The sequence below is a fragment of the Klebsiella sp. S69 genome, assembly GCF_016516145.1.
Classification (GTDB): domain Bacteria; phylum Pseudomonadota; class Gammaproteobacteria; order Enterobacterales; family Enterobacteriaceae; genus Klebsiella; species Klebsiella oxytoca.
Genome location: NZ_JACVUU010000031.1, coordinates 45194 through 63531, shown reverse-complemented (window position 1 = coordinate 63531; position 18338 = coordinate 45194). Strand labels below are relative to the sequence as shown.

Annotated in this window: 16 protein-coding genes; 8 read left to right on the top strand and 8 right to left on the bottom strand. The window is 52.4% G+C overall.

Annotated elements, in window-relative coordinates:
• Positions 1-61: 61 nt before the first annotated feature.
• The 7 genes from fecE to fecI form a co-directional block, all read right to left on the bottom strand.
• Positions 62-829 carry a Fe(3+) dicitrate ABC transporter ATP-binding protein FecE gene (gene fecE, locus IAE27_RS25590; protein WP_094354208.1) on the bottom strand — a complete coding sequence of 256 codons (768 nt, stop codon included), beginning with the start codon at positions 827-829 and terminating at the stop codon, positions 62-64.
• A complete protein-coding gene (gene fecD, locus IAE27_RS25585) occupies positions 830-1786 on the bottom strand; it encodes a Fe(3+) dicitrate ABC transporter permease subunit FecD (RefSeq protein ID WP_200093024.1) in 957 nt (318 codons plus the stop codon).
• Complete coding sequence (gene fecC, locus IAE27_RS25580) at positions 1783-2781, bottom strand: iron-dicitrate ABC transporter permease FecC (RefSeq protein ID WP_094354206.1); 999 nt, start codon at positions 2779-2781, stop codon at positions 1783-1785. The genes fecD and fecC overlap by 4 nt, the downstream gene beginning before the upstream one ends.
• Positions 2778-3680, bottom strand: a complete 903-nt coding sequence (locus tag IAE27_RS25575; protein WP_200093023.1) for a Fe(3+) dicitrate ABC transporter substrate-binding protein FecB — start codon at positions 3678-3680, stop codon at positions 2778-2780. The genes fecC and IAE27_RS25575 overlap by 4 nt, the downstream gene beginning before the upstream one ends.
• Before the next feature lie 58 nt (positions 3681-3738).
• Positions 3739-6063: a TonB-dependent Fe(3+) dicitrate receptor FecA gene (fecA, locus tag IAE27_RS25570; RefSeq protein WP_200093022.1), complete on the bottom strand. Its 2325-nt coding sequence runs from the start codon at positions 6061-6063 to the stop codon at positions 3739-3741.
• A gap of 86 nt (positions 6064-6149) precedes the next feature.
• Positions 6150-7103, bottom strand: a complete 954-nt coding sequence (fecR, locus tag IAE27_RS25565) for a ferric citrate uptake sigma factor regulator FecR (protein ID WP_200093021.1) — start codon at positions 7101-7103, stop codon at positions 6150-6152.
• Entirely contained in the window at positions 7100-7621 is a 522-nt protein-coding gene (fecI, locus tag IAE27_RS25560) for a ferric citrate uptake sigma factor FecI (RefSeq protein WP_200093016.1), read from the bottom strand. The genes fecR and fecI overlap by 4 nt, the downstream gene beginning before the upstream one ends.
• Positions 7622-8072: 451 nt before the next feature.
• Here fecI and IAE27_RS25555 point away from each other — a divergent pair, with 451 nt between their 5' ends.
• Positions 8073-8810 carry a metallophosphoesterase gene (locus IAE27_RS25555; RefSeq protein ID WP_094354201.1) on the top strand — a complete coding sequence of 246 codons (738 nt, stop codon included), beginning with the start codon at positions 8073-8075 and terminating at the stop codon, positions 8808-8810.
• Positions 8811-9205: 395 nt separating this feature from the next.
• Here IAE27_RS25555 and IAE27_RS25550 read toward each other — a convergent pair whose 3' ends face one another.
• Complete coding sequence (locus IAE27_RS25550) at positions 9206-10126, bottom strand: LysR family transcriptional regulator (protein WP_200093015.1); 921 nt, start codon at positions 10124-10126, stop codon at positions 9206-9208.
• 100 nt (positions 10127-10226) lie between these two features.
• Between IAE27_RS25550 and IAE27_RS25545 the strand changes: the two genes are divergently transcribed.
• The 7 genes from IAE27_RS25545 (at position 10227) to IAE27_RS25515 (ending at position 18198) form a co-directional block, all read left to right on the top strand.
• Complete coding sequence (locus tag IAE27_RS25545; protein WP_200093013.1) at positions 10227-11168, top strand: AEC family transporter; 942 nt, start codon at positions 10227-10229, stop codon at positions 11166-11168.
• A gap of 256 nt (positions 11169-11424) precedes the next feature.
• Positions 11425-12270 (top strand): BglG family transcription antiterminator LicT, encoded by an 846-nt coding sequence (gene licT, locus IAE27_RS25540; protein ID WP_200093011.1) that lies wholly within the window; start codon positions 11425-11427, stop codon positions 12268-12270.
• A 105-nt stretch (positions 12271-12375) separates the two neighbouring features.
• Positions 12376-14277 (top strand): beta-glucoside-specific PTS transporter subunit IIABC, encoded by a 1902-nt coding sequence (locus tag IAE27_RS25535; protein WP_200093009.1) that lies wholly within the window; start codon positions 12376-12378, stop codon positions 14275-14277.
• 10 nt (positions 14278-14287) lie between these two features.
• The gene (locus tag IAE27_RS25530; protein ID WP_200093008.1) at positions 14288-15757 is read left to right on the top strand and encodes a glycoside hydrolase family 1 protein; all 1470 of its coding nucleotides are present in this window, start codon (positions 14288-14290) and stop codon (positions 15755-15757) included.
• A gap of 493 nt (positions 15758-16250) precedes the next feature.
• Positions 16251-17045 (top strand): SDR family NAD(P)-dependent oxidoreductase, encoded by a 795-nt coding sequence (locus tag IAE27_RS25525; RefSeq protein WP_200093007.1) that lies wholly within the window; start codon positions 16251-16253, stop codon positions 17043-17045.
• A 26-nt stretch (positions 17046-17071) separates the two neighbouring features.
• On the top strand, positions 17072-17407 hold the full coding sequence (locus IAE27_RS25520; RefSeq protein ID WP_200093006.1) for a carboxymuconolactone decarboxylase family protein: 336 nt from the start codon (positions 17072-17074) through the stop codon (positions 17405-17407).
• Positions 17408-17619: 212 nt separating this feature from the next.
• Positions 17620-18198 carry a TetR/AcrR family transcriptional regulator gene (locus IAE27_RS25515; RefSeq protein ID WP_200093005.1) on the top strand — a complete coding sequence of 193 codons (579 nt, stop codon included), beginning with the start codon at positions 17620-17622 and terminating at the stop codon, positions 18196-18198.
• Positions 18199-18338: the final 140 nt, after the last annotated feature.

Sequence of the window (18338 nt, the reverse complement as noted above, 5' to 3'; positions counted from 1 at the left end):
GGCCCAGGGGCGTTGCTCCAGCTCTGTTCCGTCATGGTTCGTTTCTTACGGCTTGTGTTATTCACCTCACTACACACATCGGCCTACCCGATACCGGCTCTGGATGAATTTCTGCCTCGACGCCAAATACCGTTTTCAGTAATTCTGGTTTCATCACCTCACCAGGTGCGCCCTGCGCCATCACCCGTCCGTTTGCCAGCATCACCAGATGATCGCAATAGCGGCTGGCCTGATTCAGGTCGTGCAGTACTGCGACCACTGTTTTTCCGTGTGTCTGGAGTTCATGCATCAGGTGCATGAGTTCAACCTGGTGATTAATATCGAGGTACGTCGTCGGCTCATCGAGTAGCACAACCGGCGTATCTTGGGCAAGTACCATTGCCAGAAATGCGCGCTGGCGCTGGCCGCCGGAAAGTACGTTTAACCTTTTGTCCGCCAGATGATGCGTCTGGGTTTGGCTCATTGCCGCGTTGACGCGGGCATTGTCCTCAGCGGACAGACGTCCCCAAAGCGATAGCCAGGGACTGCGGCCATAAGACACTAGTTCCCGGACAGTGATCCCCTCTGGCGTTAAGTGGTGCTGCGGCAGTAGCGCCAGCCTCCGAGCTAGCTGGCGTGACGAAAAGCCGTTGATCGGGTTATCGTCGAGTAATACGGTGCCTGATTCCGGTGCTAACAGACGTGAAAAGCAGTTCAAAAGCGTCGACTTCCCGCAGCCGTTAGGACCGAGCAGCGCGGTGATTTGCCCCGCAGGCAGCGCGAGAGAAAGGTTGTCCAGCACGGTTTGCGTACCGTAACGGACGGTCAGGTTTTCAGTACGTAATGTCATTTATCGCATTCTCACAAGCAGCCAGACGAACCAGGGGGCGCCGACGATCGCGGTCAGCACGCCTGCCGGAAGCTCCAGCGGGGGATGAATCACGCGCGCAAGCAGGTCGGCAGCAGCCAGTAATAATGCGCCCATCAGGGCCGAAACGGGCAGCAGCACGCGGTGACGCCCTCCGGTGATGTTGCGCACCATATGCGGCACGACCAGGCCGATAAAGCTAATCGGGCCGCAGACCGCCACGCCGGTTGCGGTCATGGCGACGGCCAGCAACAGCCCCCAAAACGGGATCCGGGAAACTGACACGCCGAGCGTTGCCGCCCGCGCATCCCCCAGCGCCAGCAGATCGAGATCGCGGCAAAACAGCAGGCTCAGCGGCAGGAACAATGCGAGCAGCGGCACGGCAATTTTCACAACGCTCCAGTCGCGTCCCCAGAGGCTTCCGGTCAGCCACATCAGCGCGCTGTTTACATCCTGCGGGTGCAAGAGCATCAGATAATCCGTCAGGCTTGCCCAGCAGGCTGAAAGCGCCACGCCCGTTAGCGCCAGCTTCATAGGCTGGCGGGTATTCGCCAGCGTATTGAGTATCAGCAGGCCCGTCAGGCCGCCGGTAAAGGCCAGCAGCGGTAGCACCATCACCGGCAATGACGGCATGAGCAGCAACCCGCCGACGGAAGCCAGGCTGGCGGCATGGTTGATGCCGAGAATATCCGGCGAGGCCAGCGGGTTGCGCACGATGCCCTGCACCAGCACGCCCGCTACCGCGAGAGCCGCGCCGACAAACAGCGCCAGCAGCACGCGCGGCAGGCGGTATTCCATCAGCACGTAATAGTGTTCGCGCCCCGACTGCCAGTCGGTGAGCAGCGCGCGCCACGGCACGGGGATTGCCCCCATTTGCAGAGAGAGCAGCGCACACCCTGCGAGCATGAGGGCAATGAAAATAACCAACGCAATTCTCATCCACGCCTCCTGACTAGCCAGACAAAACAGGGCGCGCCAATGAGCGCCAGCACCGCGCCAGCGGGCAGGTCGCCGGGAAAGGCCAGAGCGCGGGCGAGTACATCGGCCAGCAGCAGCAGTATGGCCCCCAGCAGCATGCTCATCGGCAAGAGCTTGCGCTGATCAAACCCGACCCAGAAACGGGCCAGATGCGGCATCAGCAGGCCGATAAAGGCTACCGGACCCGCCACGCTAACGCAGGCACCCACCAAAATGAGCACCAGAAAATCGAGCGCCAAACGCAGCCGGGGCAGATTCACACCTAGCGTTTGCGCTGTACCGTCGCTCACGTTGAGCAGGTTCAGCTGATTGGCCAGCAGCATCACGACCGGCGCGGCTACCATCAAGACCGGAAAGAGTTGCCAAAATTCCTGCCAGCGGGCGTGAGACACCCCGCCTGCCAGCCAGTAGAAAATGCCGTAAGCGTGATCTTCCGCCAGCAGCAACGTGATGCGCGTAAGGGCCATGCAAAAGGCTGACAGGGCGATACCCGCGAGGATCAGTTTATTTTTATCCAGAGACTGACGAAATCCGCCGCCTGCCATCATCACCAGCAGCCAGCTTACGCCACCTCCGCACGCGGCGATGAAGGAGAGCGAAAAGCCCGCTACCGGCGTTGGGCTTAAGGCGCTGGTCAGCGCCATGGCCAGCGCCGCGCCGCTGTTGATGCCGAGTAGCGACGGTGAGGCCATAGGGTTATGCGTCAGGGTTTGCAGGAGTGAGCCTGCCAGCGCCAGGCTTGCGCCGATCAGCATGGCCACCAGGCTGCGCGGCAGCCTGAGGTTTTGCACCAGCGCTTGTGCAAGCGTCGGCGTATGGCCCGGCAGCAGGGCGCGCAGGGCGTCGGTCCCAGAAACAGGAATGGCCGAGTAGCAAAACAGACTCAGCCAGAAGATAACGATAAGCGCGACGGCGGGAAGCCCCCACCGCAGCGCCGGGTGTCTTAACACGGTCATTTCACATCGGGTACGGGCTGGTGGTGGACGATTTTTACCGTATCGCTGGCAATGCGTTCCGCAGCGAAAATGCCGCGCATTCGCGCCCAGGCGTTGCTGTCGACTGAAGCAACCTGCTGTTTTTGCGCAGCGGTTAACATCTGCCAGAGCGGATCTTGTTGCCAGCGCTTAACGATGCTCTCTTCGCGGTAGTGCGCGACCAGCAGCCAGGCCGGATTAAGCGCCAGCAGTTGCTCAAGGCCGACAGAAGGCATGGATGCACCCGCCATCGCCGCCGGAACCTTCAGCCCCAGAGAGATCAGGACGCTCCCGGTATACGTCTCCTGCGTGTGCAGGTTGAACTGCTGTTCCCGGGAAGTGCCGAACACCACCAGCGTGCCTTTTGGCAGCTGTCTGGCCCACTGCGCCATCTTCTGTTTATGCTGCTGCTGGCGCGCCTGCATTTGCGTTTTTTTACCCACCACGTCGCCGATGATTGCGGCAGATTGCAGGTTTTCTACGTAAGTTTCATTCCGGGACTTGAGCAGCAGCACCGGTGCAATGTGCTGTAACGCGGCATAAATACCCGCATGGCGACTGCTGTCGGCAATGATGAGATCCGGTTTCAGCGCGCTGATGGCCTCCAGGCTCGGCTGCGCGCGAGTGCCAACGGACTGCCACGGCTTCAGGTGCGCGCGCACCTCGGGCAAAATGCGCGTTGCATCGTTATCGTCGGCAATGCCGACCGGGCTGACGTCGACGGCGGCCAGCGCGTCGGCAAACGACAGTTCGAGCACCACAATCCGCTGTGGCGTTGTATCAAGCGTAAAGGTGCCATGTTCGTCCTGAACCGTGGCGGCAAAAGCGTGGCTGGTGACCAGCAGCAGCGCGGCGAATAGCGTGCGGACAAATGTGAACATCGGTACTCCTGAAAGCCGGGTGGCGCTGCGCTTACCCGGCTTACGAAATCGGTGTGAATTAGAACTTCAACGACCCCTGCATATACAGCGTGCGCGGCTGGCCTGCGTAGATGCCTTTGTTGTTGTCGTCGTAAGAGCGGGTGAAATACGCCTGGTCGAAGATATTTTTCACGCCGAACGCGAGGTTCAAATCGGCCATCCGTGGACCAAAGTCGTAGGCTACGCGCGCGCCCCAGAGCATAAAGCCAGGGATGCGACCGGTGCTGCCGTCGGCGCTCTCTTTGACGGTATTCGCGTTATCCGCAAACTGGCTGGACTGGAAATCGCTGTTCAGGTTGAAGGTCCAGCTGCCCGGTCTATAGTCCACACCCAGCGTGCCTTTATGTTTCGGCGAGAACGGCACCTGATTGCCGTAGGTATCGCCATTTTCGCGGATTTCGGCGTTCACATACGCATAGCTTGCATAGACAGAGATGTTATCAAGCGTTGGCGTCAGGGTGCCGAGATCGTAACGTGCCTGAGTTTCCAGCCCGCTATGGCGTGTTTTGCCACGCGCAGTAACGGTGTCGTTGGTTTGGTTGGAGTCGTACTGATTATTAAAGTTAATGAGGAACAGCCCCATTTCCGCCGTCAGCGCGCCATCGTCGTATCGGGTTCCGAGCTCCCAGGTTCGCGCTTTTTCCGGTTCCACATTGCCGCTTTGCACAGCCTTGCCAATTTGGCTGTACTGTACGGTGCCGAACGAGCCTTCGGTGTTTGCATAAAGATTCCAGCTGTCAGTCAAGTGATAGAGCACGTTTAACGCCGGAAGCGGGGCGTTATAGCTCACTTCCTGATGCGTGCCTTTGGTGGCGTTGTTCTGGTATGACTCGATATGTTCAAAGCGCATACCCGGCGTGATTGTCCAGTTGCCAACGTCTATTTTGTCGTCCAGATACCAGGCGTGCGCCTCGGTGCCGGAGCGGGTATCACGGTCGTAAGGGCTGGAGCCAGACGGCAGTTGCCCGCTGGATGCCGCCGTGTAATAGCGCATTTCGTGCGTGGATTCATTCACGTAACGATATCCCACACCCACTTCGTGCGCGGTCGCGCCGATCGTAAAGCTCTGACTGTAGCGGGGTTCAATGCCGCGAACCCAGTAGTTACGTGGTGAAAGGGTGATGTTTTTACCCTGCTCCAGATAGCCGCTGCGCAGGGTTTGGGTATAAAAGCCCTGAATATTGAACGTGTGCTGGCTGTCCGGCTGAAACTGGTAGCCCACGCTTGCAAGCTTGCGACGCCCCCAGAAGCGATCGTACGGGCGCGTAGACTGCCAGCGGTCGGCGTTGTAATCCGCACGGGACAGGCCGCCGGGCATATCGGCTTCACCGTCGTAGTATTGCAGCAGGCTGTTGAAGGTATGTACTTCGTTCGGTGCATATTTGCTTTTCAGCATCAGATCGTCGATACGCGTCGCGCTATGCTCGCGCCAGTCGCTGCCGCGCGTGCCGGAGTAAAGCAGGGCGGAGCCAAAACCGTTATCCGCCGTGCCGCCGACCATCAGGTTATGCGTCTCTTTCGGATTGTTTTGCGAAGAGGTTGGGCTGAGCTGACCTTCCACGCCGGCTTCGATACCGAAGTCTTGCGGAATAGCGCGGGTGACAAAGTTCACCACGCCGCCCACGCTCTGCGGCCCGTAGCGCACCGCGCCGCCGCCGCGCACCACGTCAATGGCGTCCATATTGCCGAGCGAGACGGGCGCAAGTGAAAGCTGCGGCTGGCCGTAAGGGGCAAACGGCACGGGGATGCCGTCCATCAGCACGGTTGAGCGGCTGGCGAGGCGCGGGTTCAGGCCGCGAATACCAAAGTTCATCGCCAGATCGTGGCTACCGGTGCCGTTGTTTTCCGGAGCGGTGACGCCAGGTATGCGGTTCAGGACTTCACGCATCGTCGTCGCACCGGTTTTGGCGAAATCCTCACGGCGGATGACGTCACGCGCGCCGGCATGTTCGAAAACGTCGTTCTCTCGCGCATCGCCCAGCCAGTCGCCGACAACGGTCAGCGCATCTTCTTTGGGGGCCGGAGCCTGCTCCAGCGTCCAGCTGTCAATGCCCAGCGGTTTTACCTGAAGGCCGCTGCCGTTCAGCAGCTGCTGAAGACCGTTTTCGACGTCGTAGTCACCGTGCAGACCGTTGCTGTGTTTATCGCGCGTCAGGCTGGCGTCTACCGACAGGGTAATTCCGCTGCGTGCGGCAAACTGGTTAAGGGCTTTGTCGAGCGCGCCCGGGGGGATATCTACCTGCACTGCGAAGGCGGATAACGAGAGACCGGCCAGCGGCAGCAGGCTCAGGCGAATGGCGTTAACCAAAGGTGTTGTTTTTCGAAAAACGCGTAAAGGCGTCATACCTTCTCCATCATCATTTTTGTTGTGTTCAGCTATGAGTCGAACGAGAAGGGAAAAAAGGACAATCGAAATGAGAATTATTTTTCTTACAAAGCCGAGATATTGACCCAGTATCGCGTAACAGACTGAATTTTAACTGGAAGTGTTTGGGCGATAACATTCAGGATTGCATCGGTATTTTTCAGCGGGAAGGTTCCACTAAGGCGTAGCCCAACCACAGCAGGATCGCAGCGCAGCACGCCGCTGCGATAACGCCCCAGCGTGGCAATCACCTCGCCCAGCGGTTTATCGCTGAAGCTCAGAACGCCCTGAGTCCAGGCCGCGCTTTCATCATCCGCTGAGGCAAGTGCACCAAAGTCAGACGCGCTGAACTGCAGGCTCTCACCAGCGTTGACTATGCGTTTTTCCTGCGGACGGTTTGCCAGTATGACTTCAACAGCGTGCTGTTGTACGGTTACGCGCGTGGCGTTGTTCTGCTGAAACACGGTAAATTCTGTGCCTAACGCAGTGAGTTGGCCCTGGTGGGTCATCACCCGGAAAGGCCGCCGCTGGGCGTCTTTTGCCGTGGTGATGGCAATCTCGCCGTACCAGAGGTGGACAGCGCGCTGATGCGCATCAAAACGAACATCTGCGGCGCTTTGCGTGTTGAGCGTCAGCAGCGAGCCATCTTCCAGCCGCTGATGACTGACCGCGCCTTTGGCGGTGCGGTAGTCAGCCCGCAGACCTTCACCGGCTTCAGATTGCCAGAGCTGCCAGCCACCGCCCACGCCTAGCAAAAGCAGCAGCCCTTTCATGACGTGACGACGGGTAAGGCGCGTGTCGTGCAGCGCCCGGCTCGCGACATCGCCCGGCACGTGGCTAAGCTGGCTGCGCAGGCTTTCAACCTGTTGCCATGCCCACTGGTGATCCTTGTTCTCTTCAAACCACTGTTGCCAGCGCGCTTCCTGCTGCGGGCTGACGCGCTCGCCGCTTAATACCGCGTACCAGTGCGATGCCGAGCGTAAAGCCTGGCGGCGAGAATCGGTTATTGGAGCGTTCACAGGCCGTGCTCCAGACGAAACAGAAGGCAGTGTTCGACGGCTCTGGCGACGTACTTTTTCACCGAGCTTGTGGAGACGCCCAGCTTCTGGGCGATATCGCTGTAGGTCAGCCCTTCAAGCTGTGAAAGCAGAAACGCTTCCCGCGTTTTGCCGCTTAGCCCATCCAGCATCGCATCAATGAGTTGCAGGGTTTCGAGCTGGCTTTCGCGCTCTTCGGGTGACGGTGCCAGCGTCTCCGGCATAAGCGCCAGCATCTCCAGATACGCTTTTTCCAGCGCGTTTCGGCGGAACAGATCCACCATTACACGTTTGGCGATGGTGCACAGAAAGGAGCGAGGATCGCGGATTGTCGACAGCGTTTCGCTTCCCATCACCCGCAAAAAGGTGTCCTGAGCGATGTCATCAGCATCAAACGTGGATTGAAGCCTGCGGGTTAGCCAGCTTTTCAGCCAGCCGTGATGCGCGCCGTAAAGCGATTCAAGCGTAAAAGCAGCGGTGGGGGCGGCGCGGTCAGACATGCAGAATGCATCAAAAGTTAATCATCACGCGGCTATATTAATATGAGAATGGTTCTCATTACAATTGGAAATAAAATATTATTATGATTGAACTTTAACATGTTGTTTTTTAATTGTAATGTCGTGATGTAGATAATAGATGGGGAAAGGTGCGTCGGCTTCTGAAATGTGTCTCCCGGAATGGCTCCTTGCAAGAACTGCTATGAGTGAGGAGCGGACGTTACGCATCCCTGCTAACATTGGCTCTGAGCAGTCAGAATTGAACTTAGCGATTCAATGTGAATTCCCGAGCGCCCTTCCAGCCAGTCTGATTCGCCGCAACTTTCTAAAGTACCGATCCTAATTAATCTGTCCAGGGTTACCATGGTGGCGAAAGTATGAAATTTGAAACCGGATTCTTAGTTATGAATCACGTTCTTGTTCCCCCAAACAATCATGGTATAAGGTTTTTATGCTGATAGCGCAGGTTTCAGACATACACGCCTCACCCAAAAATAACCATCTGTTTCGGTTCGATCAAATACTAAATTGGCTTACGCATCTGCAGCCGGACGTACTGGTAGTTACTGGTGATCTAACAGATGGGCATTGGCACGAAGGTTATATAAAGATAGCTGACCGTCTGAATCAGCAAAATTACCCTACGTTGGTCCTGCCGGGGAACTCAGACGACCGCTGTCTAATGCGTTCTGTTTGGGATGAGAACAAATGGGCGCACGATGCCCAAGGAGAGGCCCTGCACTTCATACTTAACACCGGTGGCATTCGTCTGATTGGTCTGGATTCGACGATTGATTATAAGGATTACGGCAGTGTGACTGACCATCTGGAATGGTTGGAGAATCAACTTAGCGACGCATGCAGCCCTCCGTCATTGCTGTTTATGCATCATCACGTATTTGCATCTGGCATACCAACGCTAGACGAAACGATGTGCAGAGGTCTGCCTGAGATGGAAGATTTGATGAGACGCGCCCCGACCAGACTCCTCGCCATTTCGTCAGGCCATGTACACAGACCAATCGCGGGTACGTTTGCGGGCATACCTGCCTACATTTGTGGCTCCGTTTGCCCGGCTAATCCAGTCTGGTTTGGAACAGTTAACGCTCCTCCTGCAAATGACCCACCAGCATTGATGATTCACCGCTACGTCAGTAAATCCATTACCAGCCATCACGTTTGCGTTTAACTGGTATTTAGAAAAGTATAGTTCTCATAGAAAACGACCTGAGCCACAGTGATAAACACATAATGTTGTGCGGAAGCAACGTCCGCTCCAGGCACGAAGCGGACTAGTTAACTGGCCTGGAGGTCCGCTTAGAGCGAGGAGCGGAAGTTGGCGCTAAGCGGACTAAAAGAGTGGCCATAATGTTAAGAGTAATGACCGATATTCAGTATGAAAATGATGAATAGACTGTTTGAACCAGTGTCGCGCTCCGATTAAAGTTAATTAGGGAGAATCCGGAAGAACTGGGATGTTCTTCCTTCTGTTAGTCTGCAGCTATTCACCCCAGCACATAGCCGTTCTGACCAGTCTCTTTAAGCAGAGGCGGACGCTGCTACTAGACAAATAATCCTGATAAATTACCGAAAGGCTGGCAATTCATTCTGCGTGCTGAGGGCTTCTTTCGAGACCTGTCTTGCAAGCTGCATAAAGCAGGCAATCGCTTTGTTGCTGTTATCCTCACGCCAAAGCAGGACTTGTTCGATAGCAGGGCTCTGTTCTACCTCAAGATAGACGACTCCGGCATAATGGACTTTTTTTACTGATTCGGGTACCAGTGCCACACCCAGATCTTCTGCAACAAGGCTGATAATGGTCTGTTGCAACTGCGTTTCCAGTCGATAGTAGGGGTCAACACCATGCTGACGCAGAAAGAGATCAATCATTTCACGTAACACAGGAGCAACGGAGTGCGGGGTGGCGATTAGCGGTTCGTTCCGGAGCTGCCCCGCATTAACCATTTTCTTTTTCGCCAGCCAGTGGTTTTTACTGACTGCCAGACAGAGTTTTTCACACCGTATTGTAAGGCTTTTTAAAAAACGTACCGGGCCGGGATTAAAGACAAGCCCCACATCGTATTTCCCATCCAGAACAGCATCAACCAGCGTGGCGGGCGTGACTTCCTGCAATATTAGGCGAAGGTCTGGATAATCAGTAACAACGCACTTCGTAAGTTCCGGAATTGTCGAATAGGCAGCGTGCATCATAAAACCCACAGACAATTTACCTTTTTCTCCCGCAGCTATCTGACGAACGTTACGGCATGCCAGTTCGTACGCACTGATAACGGCCCGGGCGTCGGCGTAAAACGTCTCGCCAGCCTCTGTCAGTGAAACGCCATGGTGGTGGCGTTCAAATAATTGCACACCCAGCATATCCTCCAGAGAAGTGATTTGGCGACTTAGCGGGGGCTGCGTAATATTGAGTGCTTTTGCGGCTCTGCCGTAATTAAGATGTTCTGCAAGAATGGTGAAATAATATAACTGCCTGAATCCGGACATCGCGTGATACCTTTAAGGTATAGGGTTACACATAAAAAGGCATTGGATTAGATAATACAAGACGTTTAGATTAGTTTTTTATACTTTCTGAGTCCTGTTCATGTTGTCCACTCTCAATGTTGTACTACCTATATTTGCTCTTATCCTTGTGGGCTGGCTGGCCCGTAAACTGAAAATCCTGGGTGAGAACGCGCTGAGCGAACTGAACCGGTTTGTTGTTTATCTGGCACTACCGGCTTTGCTTTTTGATATTATTGCCAGTGCCAAATGGGTCGATCTCGCTCAGCCTGCGTTCGTTTTTTCCTTCTCAGCAGGTATGATGGTGGTGTTTTTCCTTACTCTTTTTATACAGTTGAGACGCACCCTCCATCTCGCAGATGCAGCAATTGATGCGCTGAATGCTGGCTATGCGAACACCGGATTTATTGGCTTTCCCCTGGTTACAGCTTTTTTAGGCCACGGAGCGCTCGCTCCTACCCTTATCGCCACAATTCTGACCGTAACCGTTCTGTTTGGTATCGGGATTATCATCATTGAAACCGGGCTTCAGGGAGAAACCAGACGGCGTATAATATTTGCCCGGGTGGCAAAATCCCTGATGAAAAATCCGTTGCTTGTTTCGCCGATTGTTGCCATTTATATCCCGGTATCGGGCTGGACTCTTCCCGGCTCAGTTGAGGTATTCCTGAAACTACTTGGGGGAGCGGCTTCACCCTGTGCGCTCATCGCGCTGGGGTTGTTCCTGGCAGGCGAGCCAGCCAAAAAAACCAGCAATGAAAATATGACAGTGACACTGTTAGTGGTTCTTAAGCTGTTAATCCAGCCTGCGCTGACGTGGTGGATTACCGCATGCGTATTTAACTTATCCCCCTTACTGGTACATACGTCAGTATTACTGGCGGCATTACCCACAGGTACAGGGCCGTTTATGCTGGCTGAGTTTTACCGGCGCGAAGCCTCAACAACATCGAAATGCGTACTGGTATCAACGGTGATTTCAATGTTTACACTTTCAGGTTATCTGTACATTATCGGACAGTAGCTAATGTCAGTCTGGATAATAGCTACTAACTGAGTAGTAGTTCCGGCACCACAGGATTGTAGTTAGATAGAGATCACACTTTTGAATGAAAGGAGCGGACCAGAGTTTCGTTTTCTTGACTGTTCATAAGCAGGGATTATATCGTTGCAGGATAGATACAGCTTGTTACCGTTCGGCGGGCAAAACGTAAATGCAGCTACAGGGGATTCCCTGGCTGTAATTATGTTTTGCCCGTTTTGCGTTTGTGGAGTTGGCGATGATCATCAAACAGATACTGAATAACAATGTCGTCAGCGTTTCAGATGCCAGCGGAGCAGAGTTTATCCTGACCGGAAGAGGACTGGGATTTAATGCCCGGGTAGGCGATCCCGTCATCCAGAAGAACGTGGAGAAGACTTTCAGCCTGTCTGAAGGCTCCGTTGCGGATCGCTTCAAAGTGTTACTTAACGAAGTGCCGGTGGAGTTGATTCAGCTGACTGATGATATCGTCACACTGGCACGCAATACTTTGGGTTATACCCTGAGCGATGCACTATACGTCTCGCTGGCAGACCATCTGAATTTTGCACTCAAACGGCAAGCTGAAGGGCTTGAAATACATAACCCACTTGAGTGGGAGGTTCGTCATTTATACCGTAAAGAATATCTTGTTGGGCGCCAGGCACTTGCACTTATTGCCTCACGCACCGGGCAACTCTTGCCAGACGCGGAAGCCTGCAGTATCACGCTTCATGTCGTAAACGCCTCAATGAATGTTCCGGATGGCCAGGTCATGGAGATGACCCGGCTTATCTTCCAGATTCAGAACATCGTGAAATACTGGTTTGCAATAAGCATTGACGAGCAAAGCCTGAATTATCAGCGGTTTGTTACGCATTTAAAATTCTTTGCCCAGCGGGTTATGGCTGGCGAAATTCTTAATAACGATGATGCAGAACTGTTTGAGCAGATGCCCAAACGTTATGAAAAGACCCTGGAATGTGTTCAGGCCATAAGCGAATTTGTGGCGAAGAATTACAACCATGAAATGAGTGGTTCGGAGAAGTTGTACCTGACGGTTCATATCGGCAACGTATTAAACCGTCAAAAAAATTCCATTTAGGCTTGTTACTGTTAAATCAGGCAAACCCCAGAGGAAGCAAGGTGTCCGGTTAATACCGGCGTTTGTGAACGGACAGCTGTTGTCCTAAATCTGGAGAGTATTTCTGTGGATTATCAACATACCGCGCGCAGAATTATTGCGCTTCTTGGTGGCGATACAAACATCAATTCAGTTTTTCATTGCATTACGCGCCTGCGATTTAACCTGAAAGATAACGACAAGCCCGATCGTGAGGCGTTGATGCAGCTCGATGGCGTTATGGGCGTTAATCTGTCAGGCGATCAGTTCCAGATCATTATTGGTAATAAGGTCACGCAGGTTCTCAAAGCAATACAGGAGGAGCTCCCTCGCCTTGCATCTGAGGCCAAGACGGACGAAAAGGTTGAGGAAAAGCGCCGCAATCCTGTTTCCCAGGCCTTCGAAGTGATTTCCGGCATTTTTTCCCCCATTATACCGGCTATCGCCGGAGCCGGTATTCTGAAGGGTGTTTTATCTCTTTTCATCACCTTTGGCTGGGTGACTGCCTCTAATCAGACCTATCAGATCATGACAGCCATCAGTGATGGTGTGTTCTACTTTATACCGATGGTGCTGGCCTTCAGTGCTGGTCTGAAATTTGGCGCAAATCCGTATCTTTCCGTTGCACTTGCGGCCGTGCTCTTTCATCCGACACTGACTGCATTGCTGAAGTCAGGTGATGCTGTTGCCTTTGCCGGGTTAACAGTCTCTCCTGTTTCTTATGCTAATTCCGTCATCCCAATTTTGTTTTCAATCTGGCTGCTGAGCTACGTTGAACGCTTCTTCAATCGTGTCATTCCCGCTTCCATACGAATGATGTTTTCCCCTCTGATGAGTCTGATGGTTGTGGCGCCGGTGATGCTTATTTTCATTGGCCCGGCCGGGATTTTTATCGGCAATTCTCTTTCCGGCGGGATCATCTGGCTTGTAGAAAATATGGGGCCACTCGCCGGGATTGTGGTGGGCGGAACGTTATCCCTGATGATTATTACGGGTATGCACTATGTGCTGGTCCCCATCATGATCAATAACATCACACGCCTGGGCTTCGATCCCATCAAGCCCCTCATGTTTGTTGCAAATTTTGGGCAGGCCGGGGCTGCGTTCGGGGTATTCCTTCGCTCCCGCAACAAGAAGACCCGGACTCTGGCTCTGTCGACCTCTTTCAGTGCACTGATGGGCGTATCTGAACCCGCAATGTACGGCATCAACATCCGCTTCAAAAAACCGTTTGCCGCAGCACTGATTGGCGGTGCGGCTGGCGGGTGTCTGGCAATGACCATGGGCGTGAAGGCGTATGCGTATGCGTTAAGCGGTTTGTCAGGTTTGCCAGCCCTTGCCGGCGAGGGATTCGGATGGGCGCTGGCCAGCATCGCACTGGCTTTCGCCGTTGCCGCTCTGATGACGGTACTGCTTGGCTTTGAGGAGGCCGTTGAAGTTCAGCCGGATACAGTGGCTGAAACCGATACGGTAACAACCCCGGCTACAGATGTGCAGGCGGGTATTAGCCGTGTCAGCGTTACGGCGGGCGAACGACTGTATGCACCGGCCGAAGGGAAACTGATTCCGCTTTCGGAGGTGAGCGATCCGGTATTTGCCGATGAGGTCTTTGGCAAAGGCATTGCCATCGTCCCGGTCAATGGCCAGCTGGTTTCGCCAGTAAATGGTCGGGTGGGGTCGGTGTTTGCCACTAATCATGCCATCACGCTGGAGAGCGAATCCGGCGCTGAGATTCTGATTCATATTGGCATCGATACCGTCAAGCTGAACGGGAAAGGCTTTACACGGCATGTTGACGATGACCAGCCTGTCAGCGTGGGTGAGCCGCTTATCAGCTTCGATCTTGATGCATTACATGCGGATAACATCGATCCGAGCATTATCATCATTGTGACCAATACCGAATGTTATGACGACATTAGCCTGATATCACAAAATGACGTGGAACCACGTGAGGCTTTTTTGAAACTGACAGCAGCAGCTGTGTAAGGGGGAATAAGTGACATTTACTAAATCATTTCCGGATAATTTTCTCTGGGGCGGCGCCACGGCGGCCAATCAGCTGGAAGGCGCGCATGACGCCGATGGCAAAGGTTTATCAGCCTCCGATGTCTTTATCTTTGATATTAATGCACCGAAAGAAACATGGCTGGATCAGTGGGCCGGAATGACGCATGCCCAGGTGGCCGAAGCGCAGGATCCTGCCAGCAAAAAATATTATCCTAAGCGCAAAGGCAATGACTTCTATCACCATTATGAAGAGGACATTGCCCTCTTTGCCGAAATGGGGTTTAAATGCTTCCGTATGTCGATTGCCTGGACTCGACTCTTCCCGCGTGGTGACGAATCCGAGCCGAATGAAGCCGGGATGGCGTTCTATGACCGGGTGTTCGACACACTGCGCCGCCATAATATTGAGCCCGTTGTCTCGCTTTCACATTACGAAATGCCCCTCACACTGGTTACGGAATACGGTGGCTGGCCAAACCGTCAGGTGATTGATTTTTATCTGCGGTTTGCCACTACCGTCTTTAAACGGTATCGCCATAAAGTGAAATACTGGATGACGTTTAACGAAATCAACTGCGTTAAACACCACCCGTACGTCAGCGTCGGTGTTATCGAAGAAAATCATCCGGCTCTTGAGCAGGCCAAGTACCAGGGGGCGCACCATCAGTTCGTCGCCAGTGCCCTTGCCACGAAGGCCTGCCACGAGATTATTCCAGAGTCGAAAGTGGGCTGCATGATCAGCTATCAGATCCTGTATCCCCATACCTGTCACCCTGACGATATTCAGGCATGCGAAGATGCACAACGTGTTTCCCTGTTCTTCAGCGACGTTCAGGCGAGGGGGGCTTATCCTGCCTGGACAGACAGAATGTTTGCTGCAAAAGGGGTTGTACTGAAAAAAGAGCGCGGCGACGATGAAATATTGCGTCAGTACCCTGTCGATTTCGTGTCCTTCAGTTATTACATGTCCAGTACTGTCAGTGCACACCCTGAAAAACTGGAAGGTGTAAAAGGGAATCTGATCACTGGAGGGATTCGCAATCCGTATCTGCCAGAAAGCGACTGGGGATGGCAGATTGACCCGAAAGGACTTAGACTGGCGCTGAACCAGTTATATGACCGCTATCAGAAACCCCTGTTTGTGGCGGAAAATGGTCTTGGTGCCGTGGATGTTCCGGACAGTAATGGTCAGATTCAGGATGATTATCGTATTGATTACCTGCGACTGCACATCGAACAGATGCAGGAAGCCATTGCTGATGGTGTCGATCTGTTTGGTTATACCTGGTGGGGGCCTATCGATATGATCAGCGCCAGCACGTCGCAAATGTCCAAGCGTTATGGCTTTATTCACGTTGATCAGGATGATATAGGTAACGGTACTCTCAAACGTTCCCGTAAAAAAAGCTTTGGATGGTACAAAAAAGTTATCGCCTCGAATGGTGAAGATTTAAGCTAATTACTTTTCACAGGGGCGGCTTAGCTGCCCCTTCACAGAGGTTTACTGAAATTAAGCTTAGTTTCAATAAGCGATGAAATTCAGCTTTTGCACATTCAGGAAAAAAACGGCATGAGTGGCGTCTTAAGTTCACCAGGAAAATTATTAATTTTCTCCGTTTCACTCTGCACGTTCACAAAGCCTGCATATTGCGAAACAGAGTGTTACCCGATTCTCAGACAGTAACCCCGTTTATAGCTTTTTACCCCCTCGGGAATGAATGTTTCTATATGCAACTCCCTCTGACTATCAGAAAGTCTTTCCTGCTTCCCTGAGTTACGAAAACAAGCAGCATAAAGATTAAGCGTCAAAGTCAATGTAGTTACTCCAGGATTAAACTCCCTAGCGTTCTGGCCAGAGGCGTACCTTGACATTGTCACTTCAGTCAATTAATTTAGCCTACCTACTGGTAGATAGGCTGCCTGTAAACTTTTCTATATAAAAAGGTGAAATCATGCACGATAAACAATTTGAAGGTCATAAGCTTCTGGTCAATGGAGGTACAAGCGGAATCGGTTTAGAAACTGCCAGAATGTTTGCTGAGCAAGGCGGGTCAGTTGTCATTGTTGGCAATCGGGCAGAAAAAGCCGAAGCAGCCCGGCAGATGTTGGCAGGCATAGCTGGTGAAGACAAAGTTATCGCGTTGACTGCCAATTTATCCAGCGCTGACAGTGTACAGGCGTTACTTGAAACACTGGCAAGTGAGCACAATGACATTGATATGCTTGTCAACTCGGCCGGAATTTATTATCCCAAATCATTTCTTGAGCATACAGTCGAAGACTACAGCAACTTTCTTGATTTTAACCGCGCAATTTTCTTTATTACACAACAAGTCTCAGCGTCACTGGTGGCTCAACATAAAACCGGTTCAATCGTCAATGTGACTGCTGTTGCAGCTCGCCAGGCAATTGAATCAGTTACAGCATCTGCCTATTCCATGGCCAAAACCGGGCTGGATGCATTGACACGTCATGCGGCAGCGGAACTTGCCGAACATGGTATCCGTGTGAATTCCGTCAGTCCGGCAATTGTAGAAACCAAAATTTTTGAACGCTTTATCCCGGGAGAGCAACTGGAAGGTGCATTACAGGGTTTTAACAGTTTCCATCCTCTTGGGCGAAACGGGAGTTCTCGTGATGTTGCCGAAACGATCATGTTCCTTCTCTCCACTAAAGCGTCCTGGGTTACCGGGGCTGTCTGGGATGTGGACGGTGGTGTCATGGCCGCACGCAAACTGGGCAAATAAAATTCAACTTCGTTAAAAGGTGTTAAATGAGTAGTGAATGGAGTACTAAATTATCTGAGCTCGTCAAGAGCGTTGGCAACTTTGCAAAAAGCAATAAGCCCGTTGCACAAGCTATCCATAACCTTGAAACCGCTACTCGCGAAAACAATGTTCTGGATGCAAAAACACACGAGCTTATTTCTTTAGCCGTAGCGGTAACTACACGGTGTGATGGCTGTCTTACCGCACATGTAGCAGCAGCAAAAAAAGCAGGTGCTACTAAGGAAGAAGTGGCTGCAGCACTGGGTACCGCTATCGCCCTGAATGCAGGTGCAGCATATGTCTACTCGGGAAAAACTCTGGATGCCTACGACGGCCTGTGATAGCCGGGTCAGTAATTAATGGCCACTCATTCGGAGATACAATCAGATTGCATCTCCGAATTTTTTCTCTGCAACACAAAAAGTTGTCATGATGCTGGTACAAAGGAAAAAGTAAGATGAGTACAGGCAACCACTATCAATGGCTGAAATTTATCTAAAATAAGTGATACCATAGTAAGTTGTTACAAAGCCAACACAGGTAACAATCCAAGATGTCAACTGATACCCGACAATCATTAATAAACTCAGCAGAGTATATGTTACGCTCCAGAGGTTATGCTGCATTCAGCTATGCGGACCTGGAAAAAATGGTGGGGATTCGTAAAGCCAGCATTCATCATCATTTTCCAAAAAAAGAAGACCTTGGTGCGATCATCGTTGAGACTTACATTGAGCGGTCGATAATTGACTTCCGGAAAATCGAGTGCGAATACCCCGATGCGTTTGGGCGACTTAGTGCATTCGCTGCTTTATTCAAAGCCGCAATGTCCGAAGGAATGCTCCCTCTGTGTGGAGCATTAGCTGCAGAAATGGCCGTTCTGCCTGACAAGATGCAAAAATTGACACGTAAGTATTTGCATATTCAACTCGAATGGCTAGAAAAGACAATCGAGAAGGGAATTGCTGATGGAGAGCTGTTCCGAGAAGGTGATACGCGTCAGAAAGCCTTCCAGATATTAAGCTTAATGGAAGGCAGTAGTTTTATACGGTGGGCAATTAATGACGGTACAGAGATTGATCTGGACATTATCAGCCGTATCGTGAAACCACTTAACAAAAATCATAACTGACGGGATCTTTTCTGGTTTGGTTCTCGATTGTTATTTCCTTACCCTGCGACGGTATGAAAATGAATTCATACCAATCATCCTGATAAATACTCTGTAAAAGTTGCCTTCGCCGAAGGATCCGGCACCTGTAACAGTCTGTT

What these genes read in the sequence shown, in the direction of transcription:
- fecA (WP_200093022.1), bottom strand. Translation starts at nt 6,063, where the DNA reads ATGACGCCTTTACGCGTTTTTCGAAAAACAACACCTTTGGTTAACGCC.
- licT (WP_200093011.1), top strand. Translation starts at nt 11,425, where the DNA reads ATGATCATCAAACAGATACTGAATAACAATGTCGTCAGCGTTTCAGAT.
- fecC (WP_094354206.1), bottom strand. Translation starts at nt 2,781, where the DNA reads ATGACCGTGTTAAGACACCCGGCGCTGCGGTGGGGGCTTCCCGCCGTC.
- IAE27_RS25550 (WP_200093015.1), bottom strand. Translation starts at nt 10,126, where the DNA reads ATGTCCGGATTCAGGCAGTTATATTATTTCACCATTCTTGCAGAACAT.
- fecD (WP_200093024.1), bottom strand. Translation starts at nt 1,786, where the DNA reads ATGAGAATTGCGTTGGTTATTTTCATTGCCCTCATGCTCGCAGGGTGT.
- IAE27_RS25555 (WP_094354201.1), top strand. Translation starts at nt 8,073, where the DNA reads ATGCTGATAGCGCAGGTTTCAGACATACACGCCTCACCCAAAAATAAC.
- IAE27_RS25515 (WP_200093005.1), top strand. Translation starts at nt 17,620, where the DNA reads ATGTCAACTGATACCCGACAATCATTAATAAACTCAGCAGAGTATATG.
- IAE27_RS25525 (WP_200093007.1), top strand. Translation starts at nt 16,251, where the DNA reads ATGCACGATAAACAATTTGAAGGTCATAAGCTTCTGGTCAATGGAGGT.
- IAE27_RS25575 (WP_200093023.1), bottom strand. Translation starts at nt 3,680, where the DNA reads ATGTTCACATTTGTCCGCACGCTATTCGCCGCGCTGCTGCTGGTCACC.
- fecI (WP_200093016.1), bottom strand. Translation starts at nt 7,621, where the DNA reads ATGTCTGACCGCGCCGCCCCCACCGCTGCTTTTACGCTTGAATCGCTT.
- IAE27_RS25520 (WP_200093006.1), top strand. Translation starts at nt 17,072, where the DNA reads ATGAGTAGTGAATGGAGTACTAAATTATCTGAGCTCGTCAAGAGCGTT.
- fecE (WP_094354208.1), bottom strand. Translation starts at nt 829, where the DNA reads ATGACATTACGTACTGAAAACCTGACCGTCCGTTACGGTACGCAAACC.
- IAE27_RS25545 (WP_200093013.1), top strand. Translation starts at nt 10,227, where the DNA reads ATGTTGTCCACTCTCAATGTTGTACTACCTATATTTGCTCTTATCCTT.